This is a genomic window from Sulfitobacter donghicola DSW-25 = KCTC 12864 = JCM 14565, from assembly GCF_000622405.1.
Classification (GTDB): domain Bacteria; phylum Pseudomonadota; class Alphaproteobacteria; order Rhodobacterales; family Rhodobacteraceae; genus Sulfitobacter; species Sulfitobacter donghicola.
The window spans coordinates 825166-851998 of record NZ_JASF01000005.1 but is presented as its reverse complement, the minus strand read 5'-3'; the positions used below and the strand labels follow the sequence as shown (position 1 = coordinate 851998).

General features: G+C 55.5%; 26 protein-coding genes. 11 read left to right on the top strand and 15 right to left on the bottom strand.

All coding sequences use genetic code 11. The features are described from left to right. The first annotated feature begins 36 nt into the window (after positions 1-36). Complete coding sequence (gene mce / locus Z948_RS0105180) at positions 37-441, top strand: methylmalonyl-CoA epimerase (RefSeq protein ID WP_025058508.1); 405 nt, start codon at positions 37-39, stop codon at positions 439-441. A 3-nt stretch (positions 442-444) separates the two neighbouring features. Next, positions 445-741: a DUF1467 family protein gene (locus tag Z948_RS18705; RefSeq protein ID WP_037952109.1), complete on the top strand. Its 297-nt coding sequence runs from the start codon at positions 445-447 to the stop codon at positions 739-741. Here the strand turns inward: Z948_RS18705 and Z948_RS0105170 are convergent. The 4 genes from Z948_RS0105170 to trpS form a co-directional block, all read right to left on the bottom strand. Beyond that, positions 671-1408: an EI24 domain-containing protein gene (locus Z948_RS0105170; protein ID WP_025058507.1), complete on the bottom strand. Its 738-nt coding sequence runs from the start codon at positions 1406-1408 to the stop codon at positions 671-673. The two genes, Z948_RS18705 and Z948_RS0105170, sit on opposite strands and share 71 nt — an antisense overlap. Continuing rightward, on the bottom strand, positions 1399-1971 hold the full coding sequence (locus Z948_RS0105165) for a nitroreductase family protein (protein ID WP_025058506.1): 573 nt from the start codon (positions 1969-1971) through the stop codon (positions 1399-1401). Before Z948_RS0105165 ends, Z948_RS0105170 begins: the two co-directional genes overlap by 10 nt. Before the next feature lie 4 nt (positions 1972-1975). Then, positions 1976-3082: a class II histone deacetylase gene (locus tag Z948_RS0105160; RefSeq protein ID WP_025058505.1), complete on the bottom strand. Its 1107-nt coding sequence runs from the start codon at positions 3080-3082 to the stop codon at positions 1976-1978. 228 nt (positions 3083-3310) lie between these two features. Beyond that, positions 3311-4336: a tryptophan--tRNA ligase gene (gene trpS / locus Z948_RS0105155; protein ID WP_025058504.1), complete on the bottom strand. Its 1026-nt coding sequence runs from the start codon at positions 4334-4336 to the stop codon at positions 3311-3313. 87 nt (positions 4337-4423) lie between these two features. On the opposite strand from trpS, the gene Z948_RS0105150 reads away from it, so the two are divergent. Further along, entirely contained in the window at positions 4424-5119 is a 696-nt protein-coding gene (locus Z948_RS0105150; protein ID WP_025058503.1) for a rhomboid family intramembrane serine protease, read from the top strand. Here the strand turns inward: Z948_RS0105150 and murJ are convergent. The 3 genes from murJ to Z948_RS0105135 form a co-directional block, all read right to left on the bottom strand. Further along, positions 5116-6660, bottom strand: a complete 1545-nt coding sequence (gene murJ, locus Z948_RS0105145) for a murein biosynthesis integral membrane protein MurJ (protein ID WP_025058502.1) — start codon at positions 6658-6660, stop codon at positions 5116-5118. The two genes, Z948_RS0105150 and murJ, sit on opposite strands and share 4 nt — an antisense overlap. Positions 6661-6809: 149 nt before the next feature. Beyond that, entirely contained in the window at positions 6810-9584 is a 2775-nt protein-coding gene (locus tag Z948_RS0105140) for a [protein-PII] uridylyltransferase (protein WP_025058501.1), read from the bottom strand. Positions 9585-9592: 8 nt separating this feature from the next. Continuing rightward, positions 9593-10777, bottom strand: a complete 1185-nt coding sequence (locus Z948_RS0105135) for an ABC transporter substrate-binding protein (RefSeq protein WP_025058500.1) — start codon at positions 10775-10777, stop codon at positions 9593-9595. 88 nt (positions 10778-10865) lie between these two features. On the opposite strand from Z948_RS0105135, the gene rsmI reads away from it, so the two are divergent. From rsmI to Z948_RS0105115, 4 genes are read left to right on the top strand one after another with little or no spacing between them, the layout of a single operon-like run. Continuing rightward, on the top strand, positions 10866-11729 hold the full coding sequence (gene rsmI, locus Z948_RS0105130) for a 16S rRNA (cytidine(1402)-2'-O)-methyltransferase (protein WP_025058499.1): 864 nt from the start codon (positions 10866-10868) through the stop codon (positions 11727-11729). A 5-nt stretch (positions 11730-11734) separates the two neighbouring features. Further along, positions 11735-12115, top strand: coding sequence for a YraN family protein (locus Z948_RS0105125; protein ID WP_025058498.1), 381 nt, complete (start codon positions 11735-11737; stop codon positions 12113-12115). Between the two features lie 59 nt (positions 12116-12174). After that, positions 12175-13110, top strand: a complete 936-nt coding sequence (gene gshB, locus Z948_RS0105120; RefSeq protein ID WP_025058497.1) for a glutathione synthase — start codon at positions 12175-12177, stop codon at positions 13108-13110. Next, positions 13107-14012 (top strand): alpha/beta hydrolase, encoded by a 906-nt coding sequence (locus tag Z948_RS0105115; RefSeq protein WP_025058496.1) that lies wholly within the window; start codon positions 13107-13109, stop codon positions 14010-14012. The genes gshB and Z948_RS0105115 overlap by 4 nt, the downstream gene beginning before the upstream one ends. On the opposite strand, the gene Z948_RS0105110 is transcribed toward Z948_RS0105115, so the two are convergent. The 4 genes from Z948_RS0105110 to cobU all read right to left on the bottom strand — a co-directional run bounded on the left by Z948_RS0105110 (position 13984) and on the right by cobU (position 17403). Beyond that, positions 13984-15498, bottom strand: a complete 1515-nt coding sequence (locus Z948_RS0105110; protein ID WP_025058495.1) for a YifB family Mg chelatase-like AAA ATPase — start codon at positions 15496-15498, stop codon at positions 13984-13986. The genes Z948_RS0105115 and Z948_RS0105110 overlap by 29 nt on opposite strands. A gap of 66 nt (positions 15499-15564) precedes the next feature. Further along, positions 15565-16242 carry a glutathione S-transferase gene (locus Z948_RS0105105; RefSeq protein WP_025058494.1) on the bottom strand — a complete coding sequence of 226 codons (678 nt, stop codon included), beginning with the start codon at positions 16240-16242 and terminating at the stop codon, positions 15565-15567. A gap of 58 nt (positions 16243-16300) precedes the next feature. Beyond that, positions 16301-16885, bottom strand: a complete 585-nt coding sequence (locus Z948_RS0105100) for a histidine phosphatase family protein (RefSeq protein WP_025058493.1) — start codon at positions 16883-16885, stop codon at positions 16301-16303. Then, positions 16882-17403 carry a bifunctional adenosylcobinamide kinase/adenosylcobinamide-phosphate guanylyltransferase gene (cobU, locus tag Z948_RS0105095; protein WP_025058492.1) on the bottom strand — a complete coding sequence of 174 codons (522 nt, stop codon included), beginning with the start codon at positions 17401-17403 and terminating at the stop codon, positions 16882-16884. Before cobU ends, Z948_RS0105100 begins: the two co-directional genes overlap by 4 nt. 183 nt (positions 17404-17586) lie before the next feature. On the opposite strand from cobU, the gene coaBC reads away from it, so the two are divergent. From coaBC to Z948_RS0105075, 4 genes are read left to right on the top strand one after another with little or no spacing between them, the layout of a single operon-like run. Then, a complete protein-coding gene (gene coaBC, locus Z948_RS0105090; RefSeq protein ID WP_025058491.1) occupies positions 17587-18783 on the top strand; it encodes a bifunctional phosphopantothenoylcysteine decarboxylase/phosphopantothenate--cysteine ligase CoaBC in 1197 nt (398 codons plus the stop codon). Then, a complete protein-coding gene (gene dut / locus Z948_RS0105085; RefSeq protein ID WP_025058490.1) occupies positions 18780-19241 on the top strand; it encodes a dUTP diphosphatase in 462 nt (153 codons plus the stop codon). The genes coaBC and dut overlap by 4 nt, the downstream gene beginning before the upstream one ends. A 53-nt stretch (positions 19242-19294) precedes the next feature. After that, complete coding sequence (locus tag Z948_RS0105080; protein ID WP_052033171.1) at positions 19295-20299, top strand: HesA/MoeB/ThiF family protein; 1005 nt, start codon at positions 19295-19297, stop codon at positions 20297-20299. 51 nt (positions 20300-20350) lie between these two features. Beyond that, positions 20351-22363, top strand: a complete 2013-nt coding sequence (locus tag Z948_RS0105075; RefSeq protein ID WP_025058488.1) for a M3 family metallopeptidase — start codon at positions 20351-20353, stop codon at positions 22361-22363. 1 nt (position 22364) lies between these two features. Here Z948_RS0105075 and Z948_RS0105070 read toward each other — a convergent pair whose 3' ends face one another. From Z948_RS0105070 to mrdA, 4 genes are all read right to left on the bottom strand, one after another. Beyond that, positions 22365-23294, bottom strand: coding sequence for a 2-hydroxyacid dehydrogenase (locus tag Z948_RS0105070; RefSeq protein WP_025058487.1), 930 nt, complete (start codon positions 23292-23294; stop codon positions 22365-22367). Beyond that, positions 23291-23701: a VOC family protein gene (locus Z948_RS0105065; protein WP_025058486.1), complete on the bottom strand. Its 411-nt coding sequence runs from the start codon at positions 23699-23701 to the stop codon at positions 23291-23293. The genes Z948_RS0105070 and Z948_RS0105065 overlap by 4 nt, the downstream gene beginning before the upstream one ends. A 68-nt stretch (positions 23702-23769) precedes the next feature. Next, entirely contained in the window at positions 23770-24909 is a 1140-nt protein-coding gene (gene rodA, locus Z948_RS0105060; RefSeq protein ID WP_025058485.1) for a rod shape-determining protein RodA, read from the bottom strand. Continuing rightward, complete coding sequence (gene mrdA / locus Z948_RS0105055; RefSeq protein ID WP_025058484.1) at positions 24906-26828, bottom strand: penicillin-binding protein 2; 1923 nt, start codon at positions 26826-26828, stop codon at positions 24906-24908. Before mrdA ends, rodA begins: the two co-directional genes overlap by 4 nt. Between the last annotated feature and the right edge of the window lie 5 nt (positions 26829-26833).

The window sequence follows — 26833 nt, the reverse complement described above, 5'->3', positions numbered from 1 at the left end:
ATAAACGCGCGAAATCTATTCGCTGAGGAGAATATAATGATCGGACGTCTTAACCATGTGGCCATTGCGGTACCTGACCTAGAAGCTGCAGCAGACCAGTACCGCAACGCGCTGGGCGCCAATGTCGGACCAGCGCAGGATGAACCCGATCACGGCGTGACGGTTATTTTCATCGAGTTGCCAAATACCAAGATTGAATTGCTATATCCTCTGGGTGAAAACTCTCCCATCCAAGGGTTTCTTGATAAAAACCCTGCAGGTGGGATTCACCACATCTGCTACGAGGTTGATGACATCATTGCAGCGCGCGACCACCTGAAAGAAACAGGCGCGCGTGTTCTGGGGAACGGAGAGCCAAAGATCGGCGCACATGGCAAGCCGGTGATCTTCCTTCACCCGAAAGACTTCAACGGCGCGCTTGTCGAACTAGAGCAGGTCTAAGGAATGGGACCCGTCTCAGCCATCGTATTATTCGCCATTGTTTGGTTTATGCTGTTCCTCATCATCCTGCCAATCAGGATCCAAACCCAAGGCGATCTGGATGACGTTGTGCCGGGGACCCATGCGGGGGCTCCGGAACATCACCATCTAGGAAAGAAAGCGCTGTGGTGCACCGTGATTGCATTCGCAATTTGGGGGGCATTTGTGGCGATCATCCTGTCTGGCGTGATCAGCGTGGATGATCTGGAAAACTGGGTGGGGCGGGGCGCCCCTGCGGAAGCATCTGAAATAGATGAGTGAACGTAGCGGCACCTAGGATCGGTACCAATAGGTTCAGGATTGGTACGGAAAGTGGCATCGCCATCAACGTACCAGCCGCCCAAATGGTGAGAAAGTTCTTGCGGCGCAGCTCTTTTGCGCGCTTCCTTCCCACGCGGCGCATCGCGGCGAGGGTGTAATACTCTCGCCCCAATAAAAGGCCGTTTACGGCCCAAAAGATAAACAGCGCGATGGGGGCAAAGGCGGCGTATAGGATCAGGGCGAGGATGTTCACCGCCACGATGACACCCAGAAAATTCACGGTATCGCGAAAGGCTTCCCACAACGGTGTCCGGGGCTTTTGCGAAAGATGTGGATAATGAACGGCCTCAACAGCATCTGCGACATCATCCAGAAACATCGAGGTGATGGCCGATGCCACAGGGATCATCAGGAAGATTGACAAGATCAACAGCAGCGCCCCCGCGCCCCAGCTGAACAGATCATCCAACCACTTCACTTCGCCGAGGACTGGCAACCAGACGCTCTCGCCAGCAAGCCAATCAATGAGCCAGACGAAACCCGCGGCCGCCCCGATCAGCAGAGCAAGGGTAAGACCGATGCCCAACAGAAGAACCTTGCGAAAACGGGGATCGCCCAATTGCCCCAAGGCGAGGCCGAACGCCGAAAAAATCGTACTCAGAGCCATGATGTTATCCCCTCAACGTTCGGGCGTGGTCGTTCTGGCGGGGTGCTTGTCTCGGTTCCGATGTGAATGATGCCGGCGATACGTTCATGCGCGGCAAGGCCAAAGCCCTTTTCCATAAAGGTTCTATCATGGCTGACCCAGCCACTTAACCAGTTCGCTCCCCAGCCAGCCGCAAGAGCTGCGTTTACCAAGGCCAAGCAAACGGCGCCAACGCTATAGGTTTGTTCCAGCGTTGGAATTTTCGGGGACTCTTTTTGCACTTCGATGACAGCGACGGCAAGGTTGCCCTGATCGAACTGTGCACAGCCTTTGACGATCTGCTCAGGCTCTAGGTTCAGCGCGCCGCCCCGCTCCTTTGCAAGGGCGGATAGTGGCGCCATGGCCGCTTGATCAATAACGATGAACCGCCACGGCTCTAGTATGCCATGATCTGGGGTGCGCGATGCCGCCGTCAAAAGCTGCATCAGCGTGTCGCGATCAGGCACAGGGGTCGTCAGGGTTTTTGCAGGGCGGGACCGACGGGTCAGCAGAAAGTCGAGCGCGGCAGGGTTAGGGGTAGGCATGGTGTTACAGGTCCAACTCTTTGGCTAAATCGTCGATCAGTTCTTTTTGGAACGCTACGACACGCGGGTTCGGCTGGCGGATGGTCAGGCTTTTGTGCATGGGATCAGGGGCGTTGATCGAGCTGCCGCTAAGGGCTTCCATCACGGCGTGACCACAGAAGGGCACGTATACTTCGGAATAGCCACCCTCATGGACCACCACCATCTTGCCGTCACAGACTTCGCCAGCGACCTGTTTGATCCGTGCGGTCATGTCACCAAAGGTTTGCGCGATGGCCAGCATCGACCCCAATGGATCGGGCGCTGCGCAATCGTAACCGCAAGCGACTATGATCATATCGGGGGCAAAGGCTTTGATCTGGGGGATCACCACAGTGTCGATTGCGTGCAAGTAACCTTCATGTCCGGTGCCAGCGGGAAGGGGGAGGTTGAGATTAAAACCCTCACCAGCGCCAGTCCCGCGATCATGTAGCTTGCCGCTGGTAGGGGGGTAGTTCCCCTCTTGGTGCAGCGAAATGGTTAGCACGTCGTCGCGATCATAGAACGCGGCCTCAGAGCCATTGCCATGATGAACGTCCCAGTCAAGGATCGCAGCGCGTTTGATCCGTCCCTCGGCCTGCGCGGCATTTACCGCGATGGCAATATTGGCCAGCAGGCAAAACCCCATGGGTTTATCAGGTTCACAGTGGTGGCCAGGGGGGCGGCTGAGTGAATAGGCATTGTCCAACTCGCCACTTGCGACCGCGCGAACCGCCGCGGTTGCCAAACCCGCAGACAGGGTGGCGATTTCATAACCGTCTTGCGCAAAGGGGGCGTGGTGCCCCAATTCGCCACCGCCATTATCCGAGGTCTGTTTGAACTTGCTCAGATAGCTTTCGGGGTGAACGCGCAAAAGCTCTTCGTGAGTGGCAGCAGGCGCGCTGCGCATATCCAGTTCGGCGGATAGGCCTGTCACATCCATCAAATTCTTGAAGCGCCTTTTAGTTTCAGCGCTTTCAGGTAGCCCGCCCGCGGCCAGAGGTTGAACCAGCCCACCCAAAGGTAGGGTCGCTGCATAGTTTCCGCCCGCGTGCCAAAACGTACGTTCATCCCAGAAAAAACCTGTCGCCATGTTGCGCTCCCTCTTTTACGCGAAGGGTGGCAAAGCCGAGCGGAAATGTCCACGGTATAAGCCGCCCCGACGGCCAAAGCCGGAACAGAGCAGCAGGCGCTTACCAAGGCAGGATTGCTTCAGCCCCGCAGCCACGGGAGCGCGAAAGCGATGCAGATGTTCGCCATCCGCAGCAAAGGCCCAACAAATAGAAAAGCCGCCAGTTTATGACGGCTTTAGCAGCTGGGCTTAAAAGCCCACCATGCCAACGATTTCATATGTTTTCTTGAGAACGGGCTCGGTGATCTCACGCGCTTGCAAGGCACCTTTTGCCAGTAGCCGATCAATTTCGGCAGGGTCATTCATCAGGCGGGCCATCTCGGTTGAGATCGGGGCCAGTTTGGCCACAGCCAGCTCTGCCAAGGCAGGTTTGAACGTGCCAAACTGCTGGCCGCCAACATCAGCCAAGGCCTGTTCAACGGTTTGCTCGTTCAGCGCAGCATAGATGTTTACCAGATTGCGCGCATCTGGGCGGTCCTTCAGACCGTCCACTTCCGAGGGCAGGGCATCTGGATCTGTCTTGGCCTTGCGGATTTTCTTGGCGATGGTGTCTGCATCATCGGTCATGTTGATGCGGCTTGCATCTGACGGATCAGATTTCGACATCTTCTTTGAGCCATCCCGCAGTGACATCACACGCGTTGCCGCGCCTTCGATCACGGGTTCGGTGATTGGAAAGAAATCAACGCCGTAGTCATGGTTGAATTTCGCGGCGATATCGCGCGTCAGCTCTAGGTGCTGTTTCTGGTCCTCGCCCACTGGCACGTGCGTGGCGTGGTAAATCAGGATGTCTGCGGCCATCAACGCAGGGTAGGCAAATAGCCCAAGAGAGGCGGCCTCGGCGTTTTTGCCAGACTTGTCTTTCCACTGGGTCATGCGCCCCATCCAGCCCATGCGCGCAACGCAGTTGAATATCCACGCAAGCTGGGCGTGCTCGGGCACTTGGGATTGGTTGATCAAGATGGATTTCTCGGGCGAGATGCCAGAGGCGATAAAGCCCGCCGCCAATTCGCGGGTATTGTGGCGCAAGGTCGCAGGGTCCAGCAGCTTGGCTGTGATCGCATGTAGATCAACCATGCAATAGACGGTCTGGAAGTCACCCTGATCCTGCATGTCCACAAATCGTTTAATTGCGCCCAGATAATTCCCCAAAGTCAGGCCACCAGAGGGCTGGATACCTGAAAAGACGCGGGGGGTGAATGTGGTCTCGGTCATGGGATGCTCCGGTTGGGGCTGGATATGCTGTTGTGTTGGGCTTACCCATGGCACCACGTCCCGTCAACCAGACCTAAAGGCCGACCTATGTCAGATGAGCACGAAACCGAATTTGAATCCCCCTTTAACGCTATGCCAGTTGTTGTTGTGATCTTGTTTCTGATCATGGCGGGGATCGAACTCACACTGACCGCGGCCGAGGCAGGTTTGGTCGGTGGGCCAGAGGCTATTGGCTGGCGGCTGGGGCTGGTCCGCGACTGGGGTTTTTCGGGCGACTTGTTTGATGCCATGCTGGCGCAAGGCTATTGGGCACCAGAACATTTAGCGCGGTTTGTAACCTATCCGTTTATCCACCTTAGCTTTACCCACGCGTTGATCGCGATTGTCCTGATGTTGGCGCTGGGCAAGCTCGCCGCCGAAGTCATGGGCCCATTTGCCATGGTTTTCCTCTTTGTCATGTCTGGGATCGGCGGAGCGCTGGTTTATGCGTTGCTGTTGGACGATCCCGTTTGGCTGGTTGGGGCTTACCCTTCCGTCTATGGCCTGATTGGCGGATACAGCTTTTTGATGTGGCGCAGGTTAGGCGCAACGGGTGGTCAACAAATGCAGGCCTTTAGCTTGATTGCGATGCTCATGGGGCTGCAACTGGTTTGGAGCCTGTTTTCATCGGTTGGCTATGGTTGGGTTGCCGAGTTTTCGGGGTTTGTTTGCGGATTCTTTCTAAGCTTCCTTTGCGCGCCCGGTGAATGGGCACGCATCCTGCGCAAAATGCGCCAGCGTTAGCGGCCTCTGCGCATCGCGGCTTTGAATTCGGCCAATTTGAACGCGCCCAACATCTGACCGCTGCCGAAATAGACGATAGCCCCGATGGTCAGCAGGATCAGCAACCCAATGCCGCGCCACCACGGGAGCGAAAGCAATGGTGTCAGCTGGGTATTAAGGAACCACAGCGCGATGCCCATCAGCACGGATGCGGCGACAATGCGCCAAATGCGATTTCGAAAACGGGCATCGACGCGGGCCGCTTCTCCGAACCCACGCGCACCGAGGGCCAAAAGACCATACATTGCCCAACCCGCAACCGTGGCGGCAATTGCTGGGGCAAGCCAGTCAGCAAGGGGCGCCAGCCCCACAGCAAGGCCAGCATTAATGACCATCGCAACCAAAGCGAAATAGAAGGGGCGGCGCGTGTCTTCACGTGCGAAATACAAGGGCTGCACAATTTTTTGCAGTACAAACGCGGGTAGGCCAAGACCATAGATCATCACAGCGGTTGCGATGGCTGCGCTGTCATCCGTGCCAGAGGCGCCGCGCTCAAACAAAACCGACACCAGCGTGAGGGGGATTACCATCAACGCAACGGCTGAAGGGATGGTCAGCGCCAGAGAAATCTCAGCCGCGCGGCTAAGGGCGGTTTGCGCGCCTGCGTCATCGCCTGCGCGTAGGCGGCGGGACAGGTCAGGCAGCAGGACAATCCCAACCGCGATCCCCACAACACCCAATGGAAGCTGATAAAGGCGATCCGCAGCAAAAAGCCAGCTCACCGCGTTTTCATATTGCGAGGCAACCAATTGCCCCACCACAAGGTTGATCTGCATCACACCCGAGGCCAGCGCCGCGGGCAGGGCGATGACGACAAGGTCGCGCATATCTTTGTTCCAGCGCGGGCGTTTGGGCCGCAAGGAAAACCCCGCCTGAGAGGCCGCACGCCACGTAAGTGCCAGCTGCGCCATCCCCGCAACTGGAATAGCCCAGATCAACCAGTTGATCGCTTCACTTCCCGTGAGCGCGGCAATGGTTAGGGCCGAGATGACAAAGATATTCAGCAAAACAGGCGCCGCAGCAGCAACCGCAAAACGCCCCGTGGCGTTTAAGATACCCGAGAACAAGGCCGACAAGGACATGAACAAGATGTAGGGAAAGACTATGCGCCCAAAGTCGACGGTTACATCAAAACGGCCATCCTGCGAAAACCCTTCAGCGGTGAGCCATACCAGCCCAGGCATAAACACCATGCCCAAGGCCGTCAGAACGGTCACAACAAAGAATAACCCCGCAAAGGCGTTTTGCGCAAACTCGGGCGCGCCTTCGTTTCCTTCAAGCCGTTTGGAAAACATCGGGACAAAGGCCGCGTTAAACGCCCCTTCGGCAAAGAAACGGCGAAACATATTGGGCAGACGAAACGCCGCAACAAATGCATCCATCATCGGACCAGGCCCGATCAAAGACAGGATCATGACTTCGCGGATAAAGCCCAGAACGCGGCTTAGCAGGGTCCAAACACCTACGGTGAAAAAGCCGGTCATCAGGCGGATAGGTTTCATGGTCTGTGTGCCTTTTGTTCCGAATACACTGTGGCGTAGCGATTGCATGCGGCCAGTGCAAATGTCTTTTGCCTCTGCGCCTTAGCGTTAACGCAATCCCCTGTCGGTTAAACCCCGCCCAACCAATCAGCAGCTGTGTGTGCGCAGGGCTAGTGGTCAGCGCGCTCGACACCCTCTGTGATGGCTTGGCGCAGCTTTTTCTCTAGTGTTTTTTGTTTGCTTTCCGAGTGGTACTTTAGCCCGAACATGTCTTTTACATAGAAGGTATCGACAACCTGTTCGCCGTAGGTCGCGATAACTGCGTTGGCGATATAGACGTTCATGTCGGCTAGGGTACGTGCCAAATCATACAATAGGCCCGGCCGATCGCGTGTATCGACTTCGATGATTGTATAAATCTCTGAGCCTTCGTTATCAAAGCTGATCGAGGTCGGAACCCTGAACGCTTTCTCGCGCTTTTTGACCTTGTCACGGGATTTAAGCGCATCGCGCGCGATCACCTCGCCCAGCAGTGTTTTCTCGATCATCTGGCGCAGTCGGGGCAGTTTTGAGGCCTCATAGGCATTGCCATCTGCATCCTGAATCCAGAACGCATCGGTCACATAGCCGTCTTTGGTTGTATAACTGCGCGCATCAACGACATTCGCCCCCACCAAAGCCAAAGCGCCCGTGAGGCGGCTAAAGATACCGTGGTGATCAGGCATAACGAAACAGGCGCGGGTCGCGTCGCGGTCTTCGTCGGGGTGCAGATCAATATTGATGACACTCTCGTCGATATCACGGAACATCTTTGCAAACGCCACATGGGCGGTAACATGCAGCCCCTGCCAATACGGATCGTAATATCGGGAGGTTTCTTCCTTGAGCGCTTTCTTCGGCCAATCTGGCAAAGCTTCGCGCAGCGCCTTTTTCGCCTCGGTTCCACGGTTCTGGCGGTTCAGATCTTCGAGACCCGTTTCCAGCGCACGTTCGGTTTGGCGATACAGCGCACGGATCAAAACAGCCTTCCAGTTGTTCCATGTATCAGGGCCAACGCCCCGAATGTCACAGACCGTCAGCACACAAAGTAAATCGAGCCGCTTGACCGTTTGAACCGCCTTGGCAAAATCCCGAACTGTTCGCGGATCTGCGATATCCCGTTTTTGCGCCATATCCGACATCAACAGGTGATAGCGGACCAGCCATTCAACGGTGTCAACTTCGTCTTGCTTTAACCCAAGCCGCGGCGCAACCTTGCGGACGATCTGCGCACCAAGGACCGAATGGTCTTCGCGGCGGCCTTTGCCGATATCATGCAAGAGCAGGGCAACATATAGAATTTTGCGGTTCACCCCACGTGCGAGGATCGAAGAGGCCACAGGCAGCTCTTCTTCCAGCTCGTTCTTTTCGATCATCGCAAGGTTTGCGATGGTCTGGATCGTGTGCTCATCAACCGTATAGCTGTGATACATATTGAATTGCATCATCGCCACAATCGGTTCGAATTCAGGAATAAACGCGGAAAGAACACCCAGTTCATTCATACGACGCAATGCGCGTTCCGGATTGCCGTGTTTCAGCAATAGATCAAGGAAAATGCGCTGGGCCTCGGGGGTATTGCGGACCTTATCGTCGATTAAATGAAGGTTCGCTTTTACGGTGCGCATCGCATCTGGGTGTATCAGCATGCCTGTGCGCAGGGCTTCTTCGAACAGGCGCAGCAGGTTTATGGGATCACTAAGGAAGGTATCAGTATCGGGGATCGAAATGCGGTTATGGGTGACTGAATACCCCTTTTTGACCCGAGGTTTGCGCCGGAAAAGACGCTCTAACAAGGGTTCGGATTTGACATGCATATCTTCCAGTTTGGTGAGGAAGATACGGGTCAAATCACCCACAACAGTCGCATGCCGGAAAAACGCCTGCATAAAGACTTCGACGCCGCGGCGCCCTTCGCGATCTTCATAATTCATGGCTTCGGCAACGCTGACTTGCATGTCAAAGGTCAGTTGTTCGGCTGCACGATTGCTGAGAAGGTGAAGGTGACCACGGACAGCCCAGAGGAAATTCTCGGCCTCACTAAAGGTCTGGTATTCATCGGCGCTGAAGACACCAGCGTCGACCAGATCGCCAGCATCTTCCACTTTGTGGATGTATTTTGCGATCCAAAACAGCGATTGTAGATCGCGCAAGCCGCCTTTGCCTTCCTTAACGTTTGGCTCAACAACATAGCGTTGGCCCTGCTTTAGGTGGCGGGCGTCGCGTTCTGCCAGTTTTGCTTCGATGAATTCGCGCCCCGATCCCGAGAACAAATCGCGCTTTAGCGTGTTATCCAATTTCTGGGCTAACGGCTGGTCACCACAAATATAGCGTTGCTCTAAAAGGGCGGTCTGGATTGTGAAATCCTCGTTAGCCAGTTGCACGCAATCACGAATGGTGCGGCTAGAGTGACCAACCTTCAGCTTAAGATCCCAAAGCATGTAGAGCATGGTTTCGATGACGCTGCTTGCCCATGGGGTGATCTTGGCTGGTACTAAGAATAAAAGGTCCACATCGGAAAAAGGGGCCATTTCACCGCGCCCATACCCGCCCACGCCAATCACACTCAGCGGATCGGCGTTTTTTTCAGGGGGGTGAAGGTGGCTGGTGGCGACCTTGAGAACGGATTTCACCATCCCGTCCGTTAGATAGGTGTAAGAGGCCGTCATGGCCTCAGCATCAAACGGATTTTTCGCAAAAGCTTCGGCAATAATACTACGGCCGTTTTTTTGGACGCCTTGCAGAATTTTCACAGTTTCGGAGCGAATCGCGGCTGGATCATTATTCGCGGATGCGGCCTGCGCGATTTGTGCGTCGATAGCTTCGTGATCGTAGATATCAGACGCGGCAGCGCTCAACCGAGGTTTACGGGCCTCGGTTGAGCTTTTGTTGTCTTGGTTGCTCACAAGCGCGCTCAGAAGCCTGCGCCGCCAAAGGCTTTGGGAGCAGCTTCGAGCAGAACAACCTGTTTGTTACGGATCGTAGCAACAGCCAGACCGCGTTGGTTTGTACCATCCGATAGCAAGCGGAAAATGCCATTGGCGCCCTTAAAGCCTGCACCCTGCGTCAGAGCGGCACCTGTCAGAGCGTTCTTCTTGCCGCTTTTCACCAGCGAGCCGATTGCGGCAATACCGTCAAATGCCAGCCCGGCAATATCTAATGGGCGGTCCCCGTAGGACGCATTATAGCGAGAGGCAAAGGCCGCTGTAGCGCCAGGATCGGGCAATGCAAACCAGCCACCCTGAATGCCAGGCAAAGCGAGAGTCTGCGCAGGAACATCCCAACGGGTCAGGCCGATGAACTGGGATGTATCGTTTGTGATACCTGCGCTTGGCAGCAGATCAGAAAGCAGCGGCAGGGCAGTTGAGGAATTCGCGGTCATAAATAGCGCGTTCGCCCCCGAGCTTGCCATCATCGCTTTCACTTTTGGAACGGCTGCACGCACGGCTTCCTGACTCAGGGCGTATTCAACGTTGCCGGCCAATGTCGCGCCGTTAGCTGCAACGGCCTGTTGAATGGCGTTACGGCCAAGTTGGCCGCCGATGTTGTTGGCGTGAAGGACGACAATTTTGTCTTTGCCCGAGCGTTTGGCATAGCTCACCAGACGATTAGCTGTGTTGTTAAATGTTGGCCCTAAGACAAAAACATTGCCGCCGGCGATTGTTGTGTTGTTGGAAAAGGACAAGACGTTAACGCCAGCTTCCGCTACAGCAACGCCAGCTGCATTCGCCGCTTCACCATAGACAGGCCCCAAAATGATTTTGGCACCATCAGCAACGGCTTGGGATGCGGCCGTGGCTGCAGTGCTTGCTTTGCCAGCCGTTCCATAGACCCGCAGATCAATTTGAACGCCGTCTAGATCACGAATGGCCAATCGCGCAGCATTCTCAAGGTTTTTTGCAAGAAGGTTGTCTGATGCGGTGCCCCCGCGTGGAATCAGCAAAGCAACAGGTACCGGAGCGTTTGGATCGATCTTTGGCCCGATGTTGCCACCTAAACCGCCCAAGGCGGCAGGATCACAAGCAGACAGTAGAATCGCAAAGATCGGCAGCATCAGCAACCGAATGGGCTTTCGGATGGTGCGTAATAAGGCAAACATGGTAACGGTACTCCCCAGACAATGGTGCAGGCATCTGCCTGCACTAGAATTGTCGCAATCATATCGTGTCCAAGGATCGGGTCCAGCGTTGAATATCCATAAGCAGAACTTAGCACCCGGTATAATTTTTGTAGGTGTCCCAATAGGCACAGCCCGTGACATCACCCTTAGGGCATTAGACGTGTTGGCTAGTGCAGATTTATTGGCTGCCGAGGATACGCGCAGTCTTCTCAAGCTGATGGATATTCACGGGATCGCTCTGAACGGGCGCAAAATTACAGCACTGCACGATCACTCGGGTGATGGGGCGGTGAAGCGTCTAATTGACGCAGTAAAGGACGGTAAATCAGTTGCTTACGCTTCCGAAGCGGGGATGCCGTTGATCGCCGATCCAGGGTTTGAATTGTCGCGTGCCGCTGCTTTGGAAGGGGTGGCTGTGACCTGCGCACCTGGCCCTTCAGCGGTTTTGACAGCGCTTGCGCTCGGCGGGTTGCCGACCGATTCTTTTCATTTTGCTGGTTTTTTACCCAATGCTAAAGCTGCTCGCCTAACGGCGTTGGAAAGCCTTAGAGATGTCCGTGCGACACTGGTTTTTTACGAATCGCCAAAACGGTTGGGTGCGATGCTGGCTGACGCCAAGAAAGCCTTGGGGGGAGACCGTCCAGCAGCCGTGTGCCGTGAACTAACCAAAAAATTCGAAGAAATCCGGCGAGGGTCTTTGACGGAACTTGCCGAATTATACGCCTCAAAACCTCCAAAAGGTGAAGTCGTCGTCCTTATTGATCGTGGCGAGTTAGAAACTGTTAACTCTGATGATTTAGAAACCTCGCTATTAACAGCATTGGACAGCCATTCGATGCGTGATGCTGTTGATCTGGTTGCAAAAGCGCACGCGCTACCGCGTCGCCAAGTCTATCAAGCTGCTCTAGGGTTGAACAAAGAAAAAGGTTGATTGGGATGCAAGGCTCGAAAAGGAAAAATCACCAAGGTGCTGTTGCATATCATGCTGGTTTGGCCGCGGAGCAGAGTGTCGCGCAGGACTATCAACGCCGAGGGCATGCGATTGTGGGTCACAGGTGGCGCGGAAAAGGTGGCGAAATTGACCTGATCGCTAAAGATGGCGATGGCCTGATTTTTGTTGAGGTGAAAAAGAGCAAAAGTTTTGAACAAGCGGCTTTGCGTATCTCTTTGGCCCAAATGAAACGGATCTATCGGTCAGCTGCTGAATATTTAGGGCGACAGCCCTTGGGGGCCCTTACGGAATCCCGATTTGATGTCGCTCTTGTTAATTCACACGGTGAGACACAAATTATTGAAAATGCCTTTGGCCATGGCTAGAGGGCATTGCGCCTAGGCGCTTGCTTTGTCATCAAGATGACAACAGCAAGGAATAGCCCATGAAAATCGCCTTTCAAATGGACCCCATCGGGGCCGTAGATATCAATGCCGACAGCAGCTTTCGTTTGGCGGAGGAAGCGCAGGCGCGCGGACATTCACTTTTCTTCTACACGCCAGACCATCTTGCCTATCAAGAGGGGCGGATCACTGCACGTGGACATGATATGACTGTTCAGCGGGTTGCGGGTGATCCTGCAGTCTTGGGTGAGCTTCGCGAAGTAGATCTCGGTGATTTTGATGTTGTTTGGCTGCGCCAAGACCCCCCGTTTGATATGCACTACATCACCAGTACGCATTTGTTGGATCGGATTGCGGATACTACACTGGTCGTGAATAATCCATTTTGGGTTCGGAACTACCCTGAGAAACTATTGGTTCTGGATTTTCCTGACCTCACTCCGCCGACAACCATCGCGCGTGATTTGGAGACGATCAAGGAATTCAAGGCCAAGCATGGCGATGTGATTCTAAAACCGCTTTATGGAAATGGCGGGGCTGGTGTTTTCAAGCTCACCCGTGATGACCGCAACCTTAGTTCCTTGCATGAGTTGTTCACAGGCTTCTCACGAGAGCCGCTCATTGTACAAAAATTCCTGCCAGACGTTTCCAAGGGCGACAAACGTGTCATTCTTGTTGATGGCGAAGCTGTTGGTGCAATTAACCGTGTGCCAGCCGAGGGGGAGACCCGATCAAATATGCATGTAGGCGGGCGCCCTGAAAAAGTGGGTCTAACAGAGCGCGATCAAGAGATTTGTGCGCGGATCGGTGGCCTGTTGAAAGAAAAAGGTCAGGTCTTTGTGGGGATTGACGTGATTGGCGATTACCTCACCGAAATCAACGTGACATCGCCCACAGGCATTCAGGAACTTGAACGTTTTGATGGTGTGAACATCGCCGAAAAAATCTGGGAAGTGATCGAGGCCAAACGCGCATGAGTTTCACGCAGAGCTTGTTGAACCGCTGGTTGCGCGCTGTTGAAAAACGGCGGCTACGAAACGGATCGCCAGCAACTCTGCGACGTGCTTTGGAGTTACAAGCGCGGCTTTTCTTTCACGCGCCGCGCGGAACCTCCCAAAGCTGGGTCAGCTTTGGGGGTGTCGATTGCAAAAGAATCGCCGCGCGACACGAAAACCCCGATCGGATCATCTTTTATATTCACGGGGGAGGGTTCGTTTTCGGAAGCCCTGACACTCACAGTGCGCTCGTCGGGCAGCTTGTTAAACGGCTAGGGGCATGGGCCGTTTTGCCGCGTTATCGCTTGGCGCCCGAGGGCAACTATCCTGCGGCACCGGATGATATTCGTGCTGTTTGGAATGGTTTGCTGGCAGAGGGTGTGAAACCGGAAAATGTGGTGATCGGTGGCGATAGTGCCGGTGGTGCGTTGGCGTTTGGATTGGTTGCGACACTTCTCGCTGAGGGGGCAGCCTTGCCCGGTGCTGTTTTTGGGTTTTCTCCCTTAACTGACCTTACATTTTCGGGCGCCAGCCTAGGTGAGAACGCGGATCGTGATGTGGTCCTTCCGGCAGAGCGGGCAGCAGAGATGGCAACGCTATTCCTACAAGGTGCCCCTGCTGATAACCCCAGCGTTAGCCCCTTATTCGGCGACTTCAACGGCTCTCCTCCCGCTTGGATTACAGTTGGCGATACCGAAATTCTGTATGATGATGCCCGCCGCCTCGCGGAGCGGTTGAAAGGCCAAGGTGTCAAGACTGAGCTAACCGTCGAAAACGATTTGCCCCACGTTTGGCCTTTGTTTCACAATGTTTTGCCAGAGGGGCGGCAAACTCTCGACAATCTGTCAAAGTGGATCAGGCAACAGCAAAACTGGGAAGCCTAAAGCTGACAGCCTCAGCGATGTGCGGTTTTCGAACCAATTCGGATGCCTCTAAATCCGCAATCGTTCGGGCGACACGCAGAACGCGGTGATAACCCCGCGCTGATAGATTGAAACGTTCGGCCGCGCGCAACAGCAGATCGCGGCCTTCTTGATCTGGGGCCGAGATTTGTTCCAATAAATCGCCCTCTGCATCCGCATTGCATGAGACATTTTTGTAGCCGGTAAACCGCATCTCTTGCAGATCCCGTGCAGCTTTTACCCGTGCGCCGACATCAGCCGAGCTTTCCCCCGAAGCGGGTAGATCAAGGTCTGTGTATGAAACTGGCGGAACATCAACGCGGATATCAAAGCGATCCATAAGAGGGCCAGAAATCCTGCCCAGATAATCTTCTCCGCAGGCGGGGACGCGCGCGCAGGCTCGCGCAGGATCGGGTAGGTATCCGCATTTGCACGGGTTAGCCGCGGCGACCAACATGAATTTGCAGGGGTATTTAACATGCGCGTTCGCCCGCGAGATCATGACTTCTCCGGTTTCGATGGGTTGGCGAAGGGTTTCTAAAACATTGCGCGCAAATTCAGGAAACTCATCCATAAACAGAACGCCGTTATGGGCCAGACTTACCTCACCGGGTTTGGCATTGCGCCCGCCCCCGATGATCGACGCCATAGAGGCCGTGTGATGCGGTTCGCGAAAGGGGCGGCTGCGGCTGATGCCTCCTTCGTCCAATAGGCCTGCAATCGAATGGATCATCGACGTCCCGAGGGCTTCGGCAGCGGTTAAGGGGGGCAGGATGCTTGGCAGGCGGGCGGCTAGCATGGATTTGCCGGAACCCGGCGTTCCGACCATCATAAAGTGGTGTCGTCCTGCTGCGGCGACCTCCATCGCGCGTTTTGCGCGTTCTTGCCCCTTAACTTCGCGTAGGTCACGGGAATGATCCGGTAGCAGGACCTCGCCCGCCTCGGCAGGTTGCAAGGGAACTTGGCCGGTGTAATGCCGTACAACATCACCCAAAGAGTTTGGTGCAATCACTTGGCAGGCGTTTACCCACGCGGCTTCGGCCCCTGAACCTGCGGGGCACAGAAGGCTGCGTTCGGCCTGTGCCGCGGCCATGGCCGCAGGAAGGGCGCCCAGTACGGGCACGAGAGAGCCATCCAGTGAAAGTTCACCCAATGCAACGACAGTTTCCACTACATCAGCGGGCAAAATCTCAAGAGCAGCCAGCAACGCGATGGCGATGGGCAGGTCGAAATGGCTGCCTTCCTTTGGCAGGTCAGCGGGGCTGAGGTTGATGGTGATGCGTTTGGAGGGCAACGCAATCGCCATCGAAGTTAGGGCCGTTCTGACCCGATCACGCGCTTCGGAAACTGCCTTGTCGGGAAGCCCGACGATTGAAAACGCTGGTAGGCCGGGTGTGACGGCGCATTGAACTTCGACAAGCCGTGCCTCAACCCCTTGAAACGCAACGCCATAAGCGCGAGTAACCATGTCCCGAATCCTAACCCAACATAGTGTTAATGTTAGGGTATTGATTCTTTAAGAAAGGTTAACGGCTTACGCTGGCCATTCCGCTGTCTTTCCAACAGGGGCGTAAGGGAACGGATCATAGCTGACCTTTAGCCCCTCGGCGCGCCAGTGTTGAAACGCAGGGTCTGATAGCGTGGTCATGCAATAGGCCCGCGCAGTGTCGGAAACAGGTAGGTTGTAACCGATTATGCGTGCACAAACAGGGGCATAAAAGGCATCCGCCAAGGAGTAAGCCCCAAAGAGCCATGGCCCCTCCACAGCTTTTTCACGCGCGAATGCCCAAAGGGTTTCGATCCGTGCCAGATCGGTTAGAACGGCGTCGGAGGGTTTGAAGTCCACATCAACATGTGCCAGCTGCATAGGGCAATCACCGCGTAAAGCATTGAAGCTTGCCGTCATCTCCGCACTTAACCACCGCGCGCGGCTACGGGCAGAGGCGTCAGCTGGCCACATCTGCGCCTGTGGGTGGCGTTCGGCCAATGTCTCGGCCATGGCAAGGCTTTCACCGATCACATCCCCCTGAGGTGTCCTTAGCGCAGGAACCAGTCGTGCTGGCGCCAAGGGCTCCATCTCTTGGGCCATCGTGCCAGCGTAAAGGCCGACCAGATGTTCCTCAAAAGGAAGGTTAAATTTTTGCAGCATGAGCCAGCCGCGCAAAGACCAGCTTGAAAATGTGCGGTCGCCAATAAAAAGATCATATGTCATGCGCGAAGGTTACGCAGATCGTTCCAACGGGGCAAATTCAAAACCGTTGGAAAAAATATCACGGAAGGTGATTGATTTGCTCAACGCGCCATTGTTCACCGCCAGCGTGGTGTAATGTGGTGACAGAAATATTGTCGATTTTATGCGACATGGCTTCATAAGCCGAAACGCCCGAGGCGCGTTGAACTTGGGTAAGGATAACGCCGAAATGGGCAACGGCGATAATGTGAGTGTCTGGGTGGGCTGCCGACAGGCGATCAACAACCCGATCAACCCGAGCCGCCGTTTGATTCCAGCTTTCCCCATCGGGTGCCGCAATATCTCCGGGTTTCTCCCAAAAAGCGCGGCTAAGTTCGGGGTCCCTCGCGGCAACAGCGTCAAAGCGCATGCCATCCCAAACGCCAAAGTCGATCTCGCGCAAATCCTTTTCATGGGGCAGGCGGGTATGGGCGAGGCCTGTCAAAGCATCGGCTGTCGCGACCGAGCGGATCAGATCGGACGAGACCATAACCGCCTTTTGCGGCAGATGGCCGCGAACGCGTTCGATCATGGTGATATCTGATAGATCAGCAGGAACATCGCGCCATCCTACAAAGGATTTTTCATGGGTTGGCCCGTGGCGCACCCAATGCCAAACGGTCATGGCAATGTTCCCTTTAAAACCTGCGGTAAACCGGCGATGATTTGGACGGCCAGCTCCGCTTCTCTTGCCAATGCAAGGTTTAGGCGCCCTTGCGCGTCGCGAAACTGGCGGGCCAGTTTATTGTCGGGAACAATGCCATGGCCAACCTCGTTTGATACAATGACCCAAGGCGCAGGGCAGCTGCGTAAACCTGCCAACAGCGCATCTGTTGCTACGGATAAATCACTAGCGGCCATCATATGATTGCTCAGCCACATCGTGGCGCAATCTATCAAAACAGGTGTGGATGGGTCTATGCCGCTAAGGGGCTGAGAAAGCTCCAGCGGTTCTTCGATCGTCTGCCAGCGCGTATCGCGGCGCGCCTGATGTATTCTGACTTTCTCACTGGTTTCGCTATCTTGCGCGCGCCCTGTTGCCAGATAGACGGCTCGCTGATCAAAAGAGAGCGTAAGGTTTTCTGCCCATTCGGATTTCCCCGACGCAGCGCCCCCTAAAACGAAAGTCCCTTTTGGCAACATTCTTGCAAACCTCTTTGATCGAAAACTAACCTAGAGGTATGCCCAAGTGAGCGTAGCTGCAAGCAGGGGAGTACGCAGCGATCTTTTGCTATGCCCGTCATGGGGTAATCGATTTGATGGGTCTGGTACTGTCAGCCCCTGCCGCATATGTTGAGCAAGTAACAAAGATCCAAGGGGCGCATCATGCTTGCCGGAAAACATATTTTGTTGATCATCGCAGGTGGCATTGCTGCGTTCAAATCGCTGGATTTGATCCGGCGGTTGCGTGAACGTGGGGCGGTTGTAACGCCTGTGCTGACACGCGCTGGTGAAGAGTTTGTTACGCCGCTTTCTGTTGCAGGGCTGGCTGGTAGCAAGGTTTACCGCGATCTGTTTGATTTGGGCGACGAGGCCGAGATGGGGCATATCCAGCTAAGCCGCGTTGCCGATTTGGTCGTAGTTGCGCCTGCTACTGCGGATCTCATGGCGAAAATGGCAGGAGGGTTGGCGAATGATCTGGCCTCTACGTTGCTGTTGGCCACGGATAAGCCGGTGATGATTGTGCCTGCGATGAATGTTCGGATGTGGGAACATGCTGCAACCCAACGCAATCTTGCCACGCTGCGCGGTGACGGCGTCACGGTGGTGGGGCCGAATGACGGGGATATGGCCTGTGGTGAATTTGGCCCGGGCCGTATGTCAGAACCTCTTGAGATCGTTGAGGCGGTTGAGCAGGCACTTTCCAGCGGCCCGCTAAAGGGACGTCGCGTGTTGGTGACCTCAGGCCCCACGCATGAGCCGATTGATCCCGTGCGCTATATCGCGAACCGCTCGTCCGGTGCGCAAGGTACTGCTGTGGCGCGGGCGCTGGCGGCTTTGGGGGCGCATGTTGTATTTGTAACAGGCCCTGCTGATGTGCCGCCCCCTGACGGGGTCGAAGTTGTTGCCGTACAGACGGCACAAGAGATGGAAGAGGCCGTAGAAGCATCACTGCCCGTTGATGCGGCGGTCTTTGCTGCCGCAGTGGCGGATTGGCGGGTGAGTTCGGCATCTGATCGCAAGTTGAAGAAAACCAAAGACGGCTTGCCCGAATTAGAATTTGCGGAAAACCCCGACATTCTGCACGGGGTCAGTCAGATGAAATCAGGCCGCCCCGCGCTGGTTGTTGGATTTGCGGCCGAGACGAACGATGTCATCGACAACGCAACCGCCAAGCGGCTGCGCAAAGGTTGTGACTGGATCGTGGCAAATGATGTATCTCCCGAAACGGGGATTATGGGCGGTTCCGAGAATGCGGTGATCCTGATTGATAAAAACGGCGCCGACGCATGGCCACGCATGGGCAAAGACGAGGTCGCACGCGAACTGGCCGCACGTATCGCGGCAGAAATCACCACATGAGCGCTCCAATCATTCACGTGAAGTGGGCGCAAGGGGCGGACCAGAGCCTTGGTTTGCCTAACTATGAAACGGCGGGTGCGGCGGGTGCTGATCTGCGCGCCAATTTGCCGGAACAGGGCGCGATCACTTTGGCGCCCTTCGCACGTGCGCTTATCCCAACGGGGTTGATAATGGCTATCCCTGCGGGGTTCGAAGTGCAGATTAGGCCGCGTTCGGGTTTGGCCCTAAAACATGGGATCACCCTGCCCAATAGTCCGGGAACAATTGATGCCGACTACCGTGGCCCGCTAGGTGTCATCGTGCAAAATTTGGGTGATGCAGATTTTATTGTGGAACATGGAATGCGCATTGCCCAGATGATTGTTGCGCCTGTGGTTCAGGCCGCGTTTCAGGTTGTGGAAACACTGGATGAAACCGAACGCGGCAGCGGCGGTTTTGGCTCCACAGGAACGGGATAAAACGAGTGTTGGTTTTTGTTTTGGCTGGCGTGATCTGGGGCTTGGGAGTGGTGATGAAAATACCACGCAAGATACGCTGGATTATGATCGGTATTCTGCTCTTGGCCGTTGTCATTGCCCATTTGGTTTTGCCCGACGGGCACCCGTTGCGCACCGCCACGGGGCATAGCGAGGCAATCTGGCTCATCCTGATCTGCTTTGGTGCGCTGATTTGGGTATACTCGCGAGGCATCGTTTGGTTGCGAGGCCGAACAGGCGGGGCAGGGGGGATGCAACCACAGCAGACACCCAAACAGGGCAGCTTTTCCGAGACCGAGCTAAACCGCTATGCGCGTCACATCGCGCTGCGCGAAGTAGGGGGCGCTGGGCAAAAGGCGCTAAAGAACGCCCGCGTGCTTGTGGTTGGCGCTGGTGGTCTGGGTGCGCCGGTTTTGCAGTATCTGGCAGCATCGGGCGTTGGCACAATTGGCGTCATTGATGGCGACATAGTTGAGAATACAAACCTGCAACGGCAAGTCATCCACAAAGATGCCTCTATTGGCATGCCAAAAGTGTTTTCCGCCAAGGCCGAAATGGAGGCGCAGAACCCGTTCATTGAGGTGCGCGCCTATCACCGGACATTGGATGACTCTATCGCACCTGAATTGATCAGCGAATATGATCTGGTTCTGGACGGCACGGATAATTTTGCGACCCGCTATCTGGTCAACGCCACCTGTGTCGCTGCTGGTGTTCCGCTGATCTCGGGTGCGCTTAGCCAATGGGAAGGACAGCTGAGCGTCTTTGACCCTGCAAATGGCGCGCCCTGCTACCAGTGCATTTTCCCGCAAGCTCCCGCACCGCATCTAGCGCCCAGTTGCGCCGAAGCTGGGGTGATCGCGCCCCTTCCTGGTGTGATCGGGGCGATGATGGCGGCGGAAGCCGTTAAAATCATCACCAAAGCAGGCCAGCCGCTGCGGGGGCAAATGGTGATTTATGATGCGCTTTATTCCGAAAGCCGCAGCATCCGCATTGCACCGCGCAAAGATTGCCCGATCTGTTCGCAATTGCAGAGCTGATTATTGTATCCCCCTCACCGCACCTTACCTAGAGTGCAAAGGAGACCGCCCATGAACCCCCTTCTCGAAAACTGGACTACGCCGTTTGGCATCGCGCCCTTTGACAAGATCGCAGATGATGATTTCGCCCCCGCGTTAGAGCAGGCTTTGGCCGCCCACACTGCCGAAATCGACGCGATTGCAACCAATACGGCACCTGCTGATTTTGCCAATACCGTTGAGGCTCTCGAGGCTGCTGGGCATCTTTTGGATCAGGTTTTGGGCGTTTTCTTTACCGTTGCGGGGGCCGATAGCAACCCAAAGCGCGAAGAGCTTCAGCGCGACTTTTCACCAAAACTATCCGCGCATTTTTCAGAGATTTCAGCGAACAAAGCCTTGTTCGAGCGCATTGATGCGGTCTGGCAAGGGCGTGACAGCCTGAACCTGACAGAGGAACAGACGCGCGTGCTGATGCTAACCCACCGTGGTTTTGTGCGGGCAGGTTCCGCGCTGACGGGTGCCGCCGAAGAGCGGATGAAAGAGATCAAAGGCCGCTTGGCTGTTCTGGGGACAGAGTTCACACAAAACCTGCTGAGTGACGAACGCAGCTGGTTTATGAAACTGAATGAAGAAGACCTTGAAGGGTTGCCCGATTTTGTCGTGGATGCAGCCCGCGCTGCGGGTGAGGAAAAGGAAGCAGGCGGACCAGTTGTAACCCTGTCCCGCTCGCTCATCACGCCGTTCCTGCAATTCAGCCCCCGTCGCGACCTGCGCGAAAAAGCGTTTCGCGCGTGGGAAGCGCGCGGCGCAAATGGCGGTGAAACAGACAACCGTGGTATCGCGGGGGAAACGCTATCGCTGCGCAAGGAACGTGCGGCACTTTTGGGGTATGATAGCTTTGCCGATTATAAGCTCGAAACCGAGATGGCAAAGACGCCTGAGGCTGTGCGCGATCTGCTGATGCAAGTCTGGGAGCCGGCAAAGGCGCAGGCGAACGCAGATGCCGAAGTGCTATCCAAGATGATGCATGATGACGGGGTGAACGGCGACCTCGCCCCATGGGACTGGCGCTATTACGCAGAAAAACGTCGCGCGATCGAACATGATCTGGATGAGGCAGAGCTAAAGCCATACTTCCAACTGGACCGTATGATCGAGGCATCGTTTTCTTGTGCGACGCGCCTGTTCGGGTTGGAATTCTCTCCGCTAGATGTGCCGCTGTATCACGAGGATTGCCGCGCTTGGGAGGTCACACGCAATGGTGCGCATGTGGCCGTGTTTATCGGCGACTATTTCGCGCGCGGCTCGAAACGTTCGGGCGCGTGGTGTTCGGCGATGCGTTCGCAGGCCAAGTTCCCAAAGGTGCAGGCGCCTGTTGTGATGAACGTCTGTAACTTTGCCAAAGGTGATCCCGCCCTATTGTCCTATGATGATGCGCGCACGTTGTTCCATGAATTCGGTCACGCGTTGCACCAGATGCTGTCGAATGTGACTTATGAAAGCATCTCTGGCACCTCGGTCGCGCGTGATTTTGTTGAGCTGCCCAGCCAGCTGTATGAGCATTGGCTAGAAGTGCCCGAAGTTTTGGGCGAATTCGCAACCCATGCCAAAACGGGCGAAGCGATGCCAAAAGAGATGTTGGACAAGGTGCTGGGGGCTGCAACCTATGACATGGGCTTTGCCACCGTTGAATATGTAGCCTCGGCGTTGGTCGATCTGGCGTTTCATGAAGGGGATGCACCCGCTGATCCAATGGTCAAACAGGCTGAGGTGCTGGACAGCCTCGGCATGCCATCCGCCATCACCATGCGTCACGCGACACCGCAGTTTGCGCATGTGTTTTCCGGTGACGGATATTCCAGCGGGTACTACAGCTATATGTGGTCCGAGGTCATGGATGCAGACGCCTTTGAAGCCTTTGAAGAGGCAGGGGGCGCCTTTGACCCCGAGCGCGCAAAGGCGTTGGAGGAAAATATCCTCTCAACAGGCGGCAGCCGCGACGCAGCAGAGCTATATGTTGCGTTCCGCGGGCGCCTACCTGGTGTCGAGGCCTTGCTAAAGGGGCGCGGTTTGGTCGCGGCCTAGATCAATAGCCAAGGGCGCGGTCAACGAGGTTGAGGAAAGGTTCCCCAGCCTCACCGCGCCTGATATTTTCAACAATCACCTGACTGGCCGTGCTGGCACGGGTCTCTGCGGCGATATGTGGGGTGACGGTAACCTGCGGATGGGCCCAATAGGGATCATTTTGGGGCAGGGGCTCGGTTCTGAAAACATCTAGGGTCGCATGGGCGATTTGCCCTGTGTCCAATGCGGCCAGCAGGGCGGTATCCTCAATCAATGGACCACGGCCCGGATTGATCAAAAACGCGCCGTGCGGCATTTGGGCCAGCGTTTCAGCGTTCATAATGTTGGTGGTCGAAGCCGTGTCTGGCAGCAAGGTCACCAGAATTTCAGCCTCGGCCAAAGCAAGGGCGAGACCTGCGTCACCGTGCAGACAGTTCACGCCCTCAACAGATTTCGCACTGCGCGACCATCCCGTCACCTGAAACCCAAGCCCCAACAATGTCTCGGCACAGGCCGTCCCCAAGGCCCCAAGGCCAAGGATCACCACGCGCCGTTCCTCGGCGAGGGGCGGGGTGGTGACTGTCCAACTGTTCGAGGGGTTCACGATGTGCGCGTCCATACCAAGGTGATACCGCATCACGTGGCCAGTGACCCATTCGACCATGCCTTTGGTAAGTCCAGGATCAACCATGCGCGCCAGCGGGATGGTGAGGGTCTGGTTGCCTGTGATTTGCTCTACCCCAGCCCACAGGTTCAACACAGCGCGGGCACGGGTGTAGGGGGTAAAATCCTGAAGGTCGCTGTTGGGGGCATAGACGATATAATCCACATCCTCAGGCGAGATGTCTTGTGACAGGTTCGCCTCAATACCCGCAGCATTCAACGCATTGCGCAACGGTTGTTCGTAGGTGTCCCAACGCTCGGGGCGGGCGGCGAAAAGTACGTTGATCATGTTGCAAATGCTCCATCCATATCGGCAAGGCCTTTGACCTCAATCGGGTTTCCCGAGGGGTCCATAAAGAACATGGTTGATTGCTCTCCGGGTTGGCCAGCAAAACGGGTTTGCGGTTTCAAAACGAAATCAAGGTCCAGCGATTCCAGTTTATCCGCAAGGGCGCGCCATTCAGAATAGGGGAGCACGACACCAAAGTGGGGCATAGGAACTTTGTGCTCGCCGACCAATCCGGTTGCCTCTACCTGAAACGGGGTTCCCAAGTGGCACGATAGCTGGTGGCCAAAGAAATCAAAATCGACCCAAGTGTCAGTGCTGCGGCCTTCGGCACAGCCCAAAACCCCGCCGTAAAATGCGCGGGTTTTTTCAAGGTCGGTAACGTTGAACGCAAAGTGGAAAATCGACATCTGGTAGCCTCACCTGTGGACTGATGCCTCAGGGATAGCCCAGCAATGTCACCATGCAAAGAGCTGCTTTAGCGTGGCCTGTGTACATGCGCCGATTGCACCAACCCAAAGGCCAACATCAGGACCAACATAGCCGAGCCGCCATAGCTGACCAAGGGAAGGGGAACACCCACAACAGGTGCCAGCCCCATCACCATCGACATGTTTACAGCAAAGAACAAAAAGAAGTTCAACGCGATCCCAAGTGTGAGGAGGGATGCAAAGCGATCTTTGTTCAACACAGCGGATACAATGCAAAAAATGATGATCAGCGCATAAAGAGCCAGAAGTGAAACACCCCCGATAAACCCGAATTCTTCGGCCAAAGTTGTGAAGATAAAATCGGTGTGTTTCTCGGGTAGGAAGTTCAGGCGCGATTGGGTGCCTTGCATATAGCCACGGCCGGTCCACCCGCCAGAGCCCAAAGCAATCTTGGATTGGGTGATGTGATACCCTGCACCCAGCGGATCAGAACTGGGATCAAGGAAGGTATCAATGCGGCGGAACTGATAGTCTTTTAGCAACTGCCACCCTGTGCCTCGGGATTGAAAAACAGCAGCTACCAAGCCAAAGGCAGCGGCGATAACGGTCGCGAAATATGCCCAATGCACCCCCGCAAGGAACATTAATCCACCACCAGCGGTGAGCAGCAAAATCGAGGTCCCAAGGTCAGGCTGGTTCAAAACCAACGCCGTCGGCAACAGGATGATGAGAACAGGCAACAAAACCCAAAGGGGCCGTGAGGTTTTTTTGGAAGGAAGCCAGTCGTAATAGGCTGCGAGGAACATGACTAAAGTGATTTTTGTCATCTCCGAGGGCTGCAACCGGATAAATCCCAGATCGATCCAGCGCTGGGCGCCCATACCGACAGCACCAAAGAATTCGACCCCAATCAACAACATGACAGAAATACCATAGGCAACACCTGCCAGATTTCGCCACATCCAAATCGGAACCACACCAACAAGAACCATCAGGACCAGCCCAAGGGTAAAACGTTTCATCTGCGGTTCGGCCCAAGGGGAATATCCTCCCCCAGCCACAGAATAGAGCATCAGGAAACCGCTGCCTGCAACGGCTGTGATCAATAGAATCAAAGGCCAGTTTAGGAACAGGATTTTGCGCATCCCCGTAGGGACGGATTTGACTGAATGCTCGAGATAGCTCATGCCTGATCTTTCCCCTTTTTCATGCGCGCCTGTGGCTGCACGTCCCGCAGTTTGCGTTGCAGGGTTCTGGCGCGCCCGCGATCTGCGCTTGGGTAGGCCTCTAGAGGAGGCTCGCCCTCATAGAGGGCCTGAAGCATGACATCACGTGCAATCGGGGCTGCTGCCGTCGATCCGCCGCCGCCATGTTCAACAAGGACGGCACAGGCGAAACGGGGGTTCTCATAGGGGGCAAAGCTAACAAACAGCGCGTGGTCGCGTTGCTCCCAAGGAACCTCGTTGTTGTTCACAACAGCCGAGCGCACCTGAGAGGTTCCTGTCTTTCCGGCCATGCGCATGCCGTCAGCAATAATACGGCTGCGATAGGCTGTACCGCGCCGGTCATTCACGACTGTGTACATGGATTTACGAATCTTGCGCAGATTGCTGTCTTTCATATCTAAGGGGCCGTTGCCCAACACCGGCTGTTCAATCCCGTTGACCGATTTGACCAACCTCGGCGTGACTTCGCGGCCTGTTGCCAGCCTTGCGGTCATAACGGCCAGCTGCATGGGCGAGGCCAGCATAAAACCCTGCCCGATCGAGGCGTTAACAGTATCGCCGATTACCCATTCCTCACCGCGCTGCTGCAGCTTCCATTCTTTGGTGGGGGTTAGGCCAGAGTTGACCGAGCTAAGCGCCAGATCATGTTTGATCCCTAGGCCAAACCGTTTGGACATAGCCGAAATTTTTTCGATGCCGACCTTTAGCGCAAGGTCGTAATAATAAACATCACAAGACCCTTTCAGAGAGGTTTCAAGGTCAACCCATCCGTGCCCAGAACGTTTCCAGCAGTGGAACTTGCGCCCCCCAACTTCGAGGTGACCAGGGCAATGAACCGTATCGTCTGGCCCGATGATGCCAGCCTCTAGGCCTGCCATGGCGGTCATCATTTTGAAGGTCGAACCAGGAGGATAGGAGCCCTGAACCGTTTTGTTCACAAGGGGGCGGTATTTGTCATTCAGAAGGGGGTTATATTCTTTGGATGAGATGCCGCCGATAAAGAGGTTGGGATCATATGACGGCGCTGAGGAATTGGCGACGATATCCCCTTTTTCGCAATCGATGATCACAACCGCAGCGCTTTCGCCTGCTAGTCGGGCCTGTACATAATTTTGCAAATTGGCATCAATGGTAAGCTGCAGGGATGCACCTGATTGCCCCTCGCGGCGTTCCAGCTCGCGCATGACGCGGCCAGTTGCGTTTACTTCGACTTGCTTTGTTCCCGCGACGCCCCGCAACAGGGTTTCTTCCCGTGCTTCGACATTGATTTTGCCGATCTGAAAACGTGGAATGCGCAATACTGCATCTGGGTCTTCCAGCGCGTCCAGATCTTTTTGGCTCACTCTGCCGACACGCCCGACAACATGGGCGAAATCCGAACCGCGCGGATAAACACGTGTACTGCCAACTTCAGGCGTCACACCGGGCAGCGCTGGTGCATTCACCGACACTGCGCTCACGGCGTCCCAGCTCACGTCCTCTGCAATTGTCACGGGCAAAAACGGAGCGGATCGTTTCAGCACGGCTATCGCGCTTTCGGTTTGCTCGGCTGTCAGGCCGATCAGGTCTGCCAGCCGCATCATGACGTCTTCGACATCGCCCGCGTCTTCGCGGACCATCACAATCCGGTAGCTGGGAATGTTTTGGGCCAATTGCATGCCGTTGCGATCAAATATCTCACCTCTTTTCGGGGGGATGAGGCGGATGTTGATCCGGTTTTCCTCGGCCAATAGGCGAAATTGATCGGCCTGATCGACCTGCAAATAACGCATTCGTGCCGCGAGCCCGCCCATGAACAGTAACTGTGCCCCACCCAGCAACGCAGCCCGTCGGCTAAGCGTTGAGTGGCTGGCATCTGTTTCAGCTCTGGAGCGTCTCATGTGAG

What these genes read in the sequence shown, in the direction of transcription:
- mce (WP_025058508.1), top strand. Translation starts at nt 37, where the DNA reads ATGATCGGACGTCTTAACCATGTGGCCATTGCGGTACCTGACCTAGAA.
- Z948_RS18705 (WP_037952109.1), top strand. Translation starts at nt 445, where the DNA reads ATGGGACCCGTCTCAGCCATCGTATTATTCGCCATTGTTTGGTTTATG.
- Z948_RS0105170 (WP_025058507.1), bottom strand. Translation starts at nt 1,408, where the DNA reads ATGGCTCTGAGTACGATTTTTTCGGCGTTCGGCCTCGCCTTGGGGCAA.
- Z948_RS0105165 (WP_025058506.1), bottom strand. Translation starts at nt 1,971, where the DNA reads ATGCCTACCCCTAACCCTGCCGCGCTCGACTTTCTGCTGACCCGTCGG.
- Z948_RS0105160 (WP_025058505.1), bottom strand. Translation starts at nt 3,082, where the DNA reads ATGGCGACAGGTTTTTTCTGGGATGAACGTACGTTTTGGCACGCGGGC.
- trpS (WP_025058504.1), bottom strand. Translation starts at nt 4,336, where the DNA reads ATGACCGAGACCACATTCACCCCCCGCGTCTTTTCAGGTATCCAGCCC.
- Z948_RS0105150 (WP_025058503.1), top strand. Translation starts at nt 4,424, where the DNA reads ATGTCAGATGAGCACGAAACCGAATTTGAATCCCCCTTTAACGCTATG.
- murJ (WP_025058502.1), bottom strand. Translation starts at nt 6,660, where the DNA reads ATGAAACCTATCCGCCTGATGACCGGCTTTTTCACCGTAGGTGTTTGG.
- Z948_RS0105135 (WP_025058500.1), bottom strand. Translation starts at nt 10,777, where the DNA reads ATGTTTGCCTTATTACGCACCATCCGAAAGCCCATTCGGTTGCTGATG.
- Z948_RS0105125 (WP_025058498.1), top strand. Translation starts at nt 11,735, where the DNA reads ATGCAAGGCTCGAAAAGGAAAAATCACCAAGGTGCTGTTGCATATCAT.
- gshB (WP_025058497.1), top strand. Translation starts at nt 12,175, where the DNA reads ATGAAAATCGCCTTTCAAATGGACCCCATCGGGGCCGTAGATATCAAT.
- Z948_RS0105115 (WP_025058496.1), top strand. Translation starts at nt 13,107, where the DNA reads ATGAGTTTCACGCAGAGCTTGTTGAACCGCTGGTTGCGCGCTGTTGAA.
- Z948_RS0105110 (WP_025058495.1), bottom strand. Translation starts at nt 15,498, where the DNA reads ATGGTTACTCGCGCTTATGGCGTTGCGTTTCAAGGGGTTGAGGCACGG.
- Z948_RS0105105 (WP_025058494.1), bottom strand. Translation starts at nt 16,242, where the DNA reads ATGACATATGATCTTTTTATTGGCGACCGCACATTTTCAAGCTGGTCT.
- Z948_RS0105100 (WP_025058493.1), bottom strand. Translation starts at nt 16,885, where the DNA reads ATGACCGTTTGGCATTGGGTGCGCCACGGGCCAACCCATGAAAAATCC.
- cobU (WP_025058492.1), bottom strand. Translation starts at nt 17,403, where the DNA reads ATGTTGCCAAAAGGGACTTTCGTTTTAGGGGGCGCTGCGTCGGGGAAA.
- coaBC (WP_025058491.1), top strand. Translation starts at nt 17,587, where the DNA reads ATGCTTGCCGGAAAACATATTTTGTTGATCATCGCAGGTGGCATTGCT.
- dut (WP_025058490.1), top strand. Translation starts at nt 18,780, where the DNA reads ATGAGCGCTCCAATCATTCACGTGAAGTGGGCGCAAGGGGCGGACCAG.
- Z948_RS0105080 (WP_052033171.1), top strand. Translation starts at nt 19,295, where the DNA reads ATGAAAATACCACGCAAGATACGCTGGATTATGATCGGTATTCTGCTC.
- Z948_RS0105075 (WP_025058488.1), top strand. Translation starts at nt 20,351, where the DNA reads ATGAACCCCCTTCTCGAAAACTGGACTACGCCGTTTGGCATCGCGCCC.
- Z948_RS0105070 (WP_025058487.1), bottom strand. Translation starts at nt 23,294, where the DNA reads ATGATCAACGTACTTTTCGCCGCCCGCCCCGAGCGTTGGGACACCTAC.
- Z948_RS0105065 (WP_025058486.1), bottom strand. Translation starts at nt 23,701, where the DNA reads ATGTCGATTTTCCACTTTGCGTTCAACGTTACCGACCTTGAAAAAACC.
- rodA (WP_025058485.1), bottom strand. Translation starts at nt 24,909, where the DNA reads ATGAGCTATCTCGAGCATTCAGTCAAATCCGTCCCTACGGGGATGCGC.
- mrdA (WP_025058484.1), bottom strand. Translation starts at nt 26,828, where the DNA reads ATGAGACGCTCCAGAGCTGAAACAGATGCCAGCCACTCAACGCTTAGC.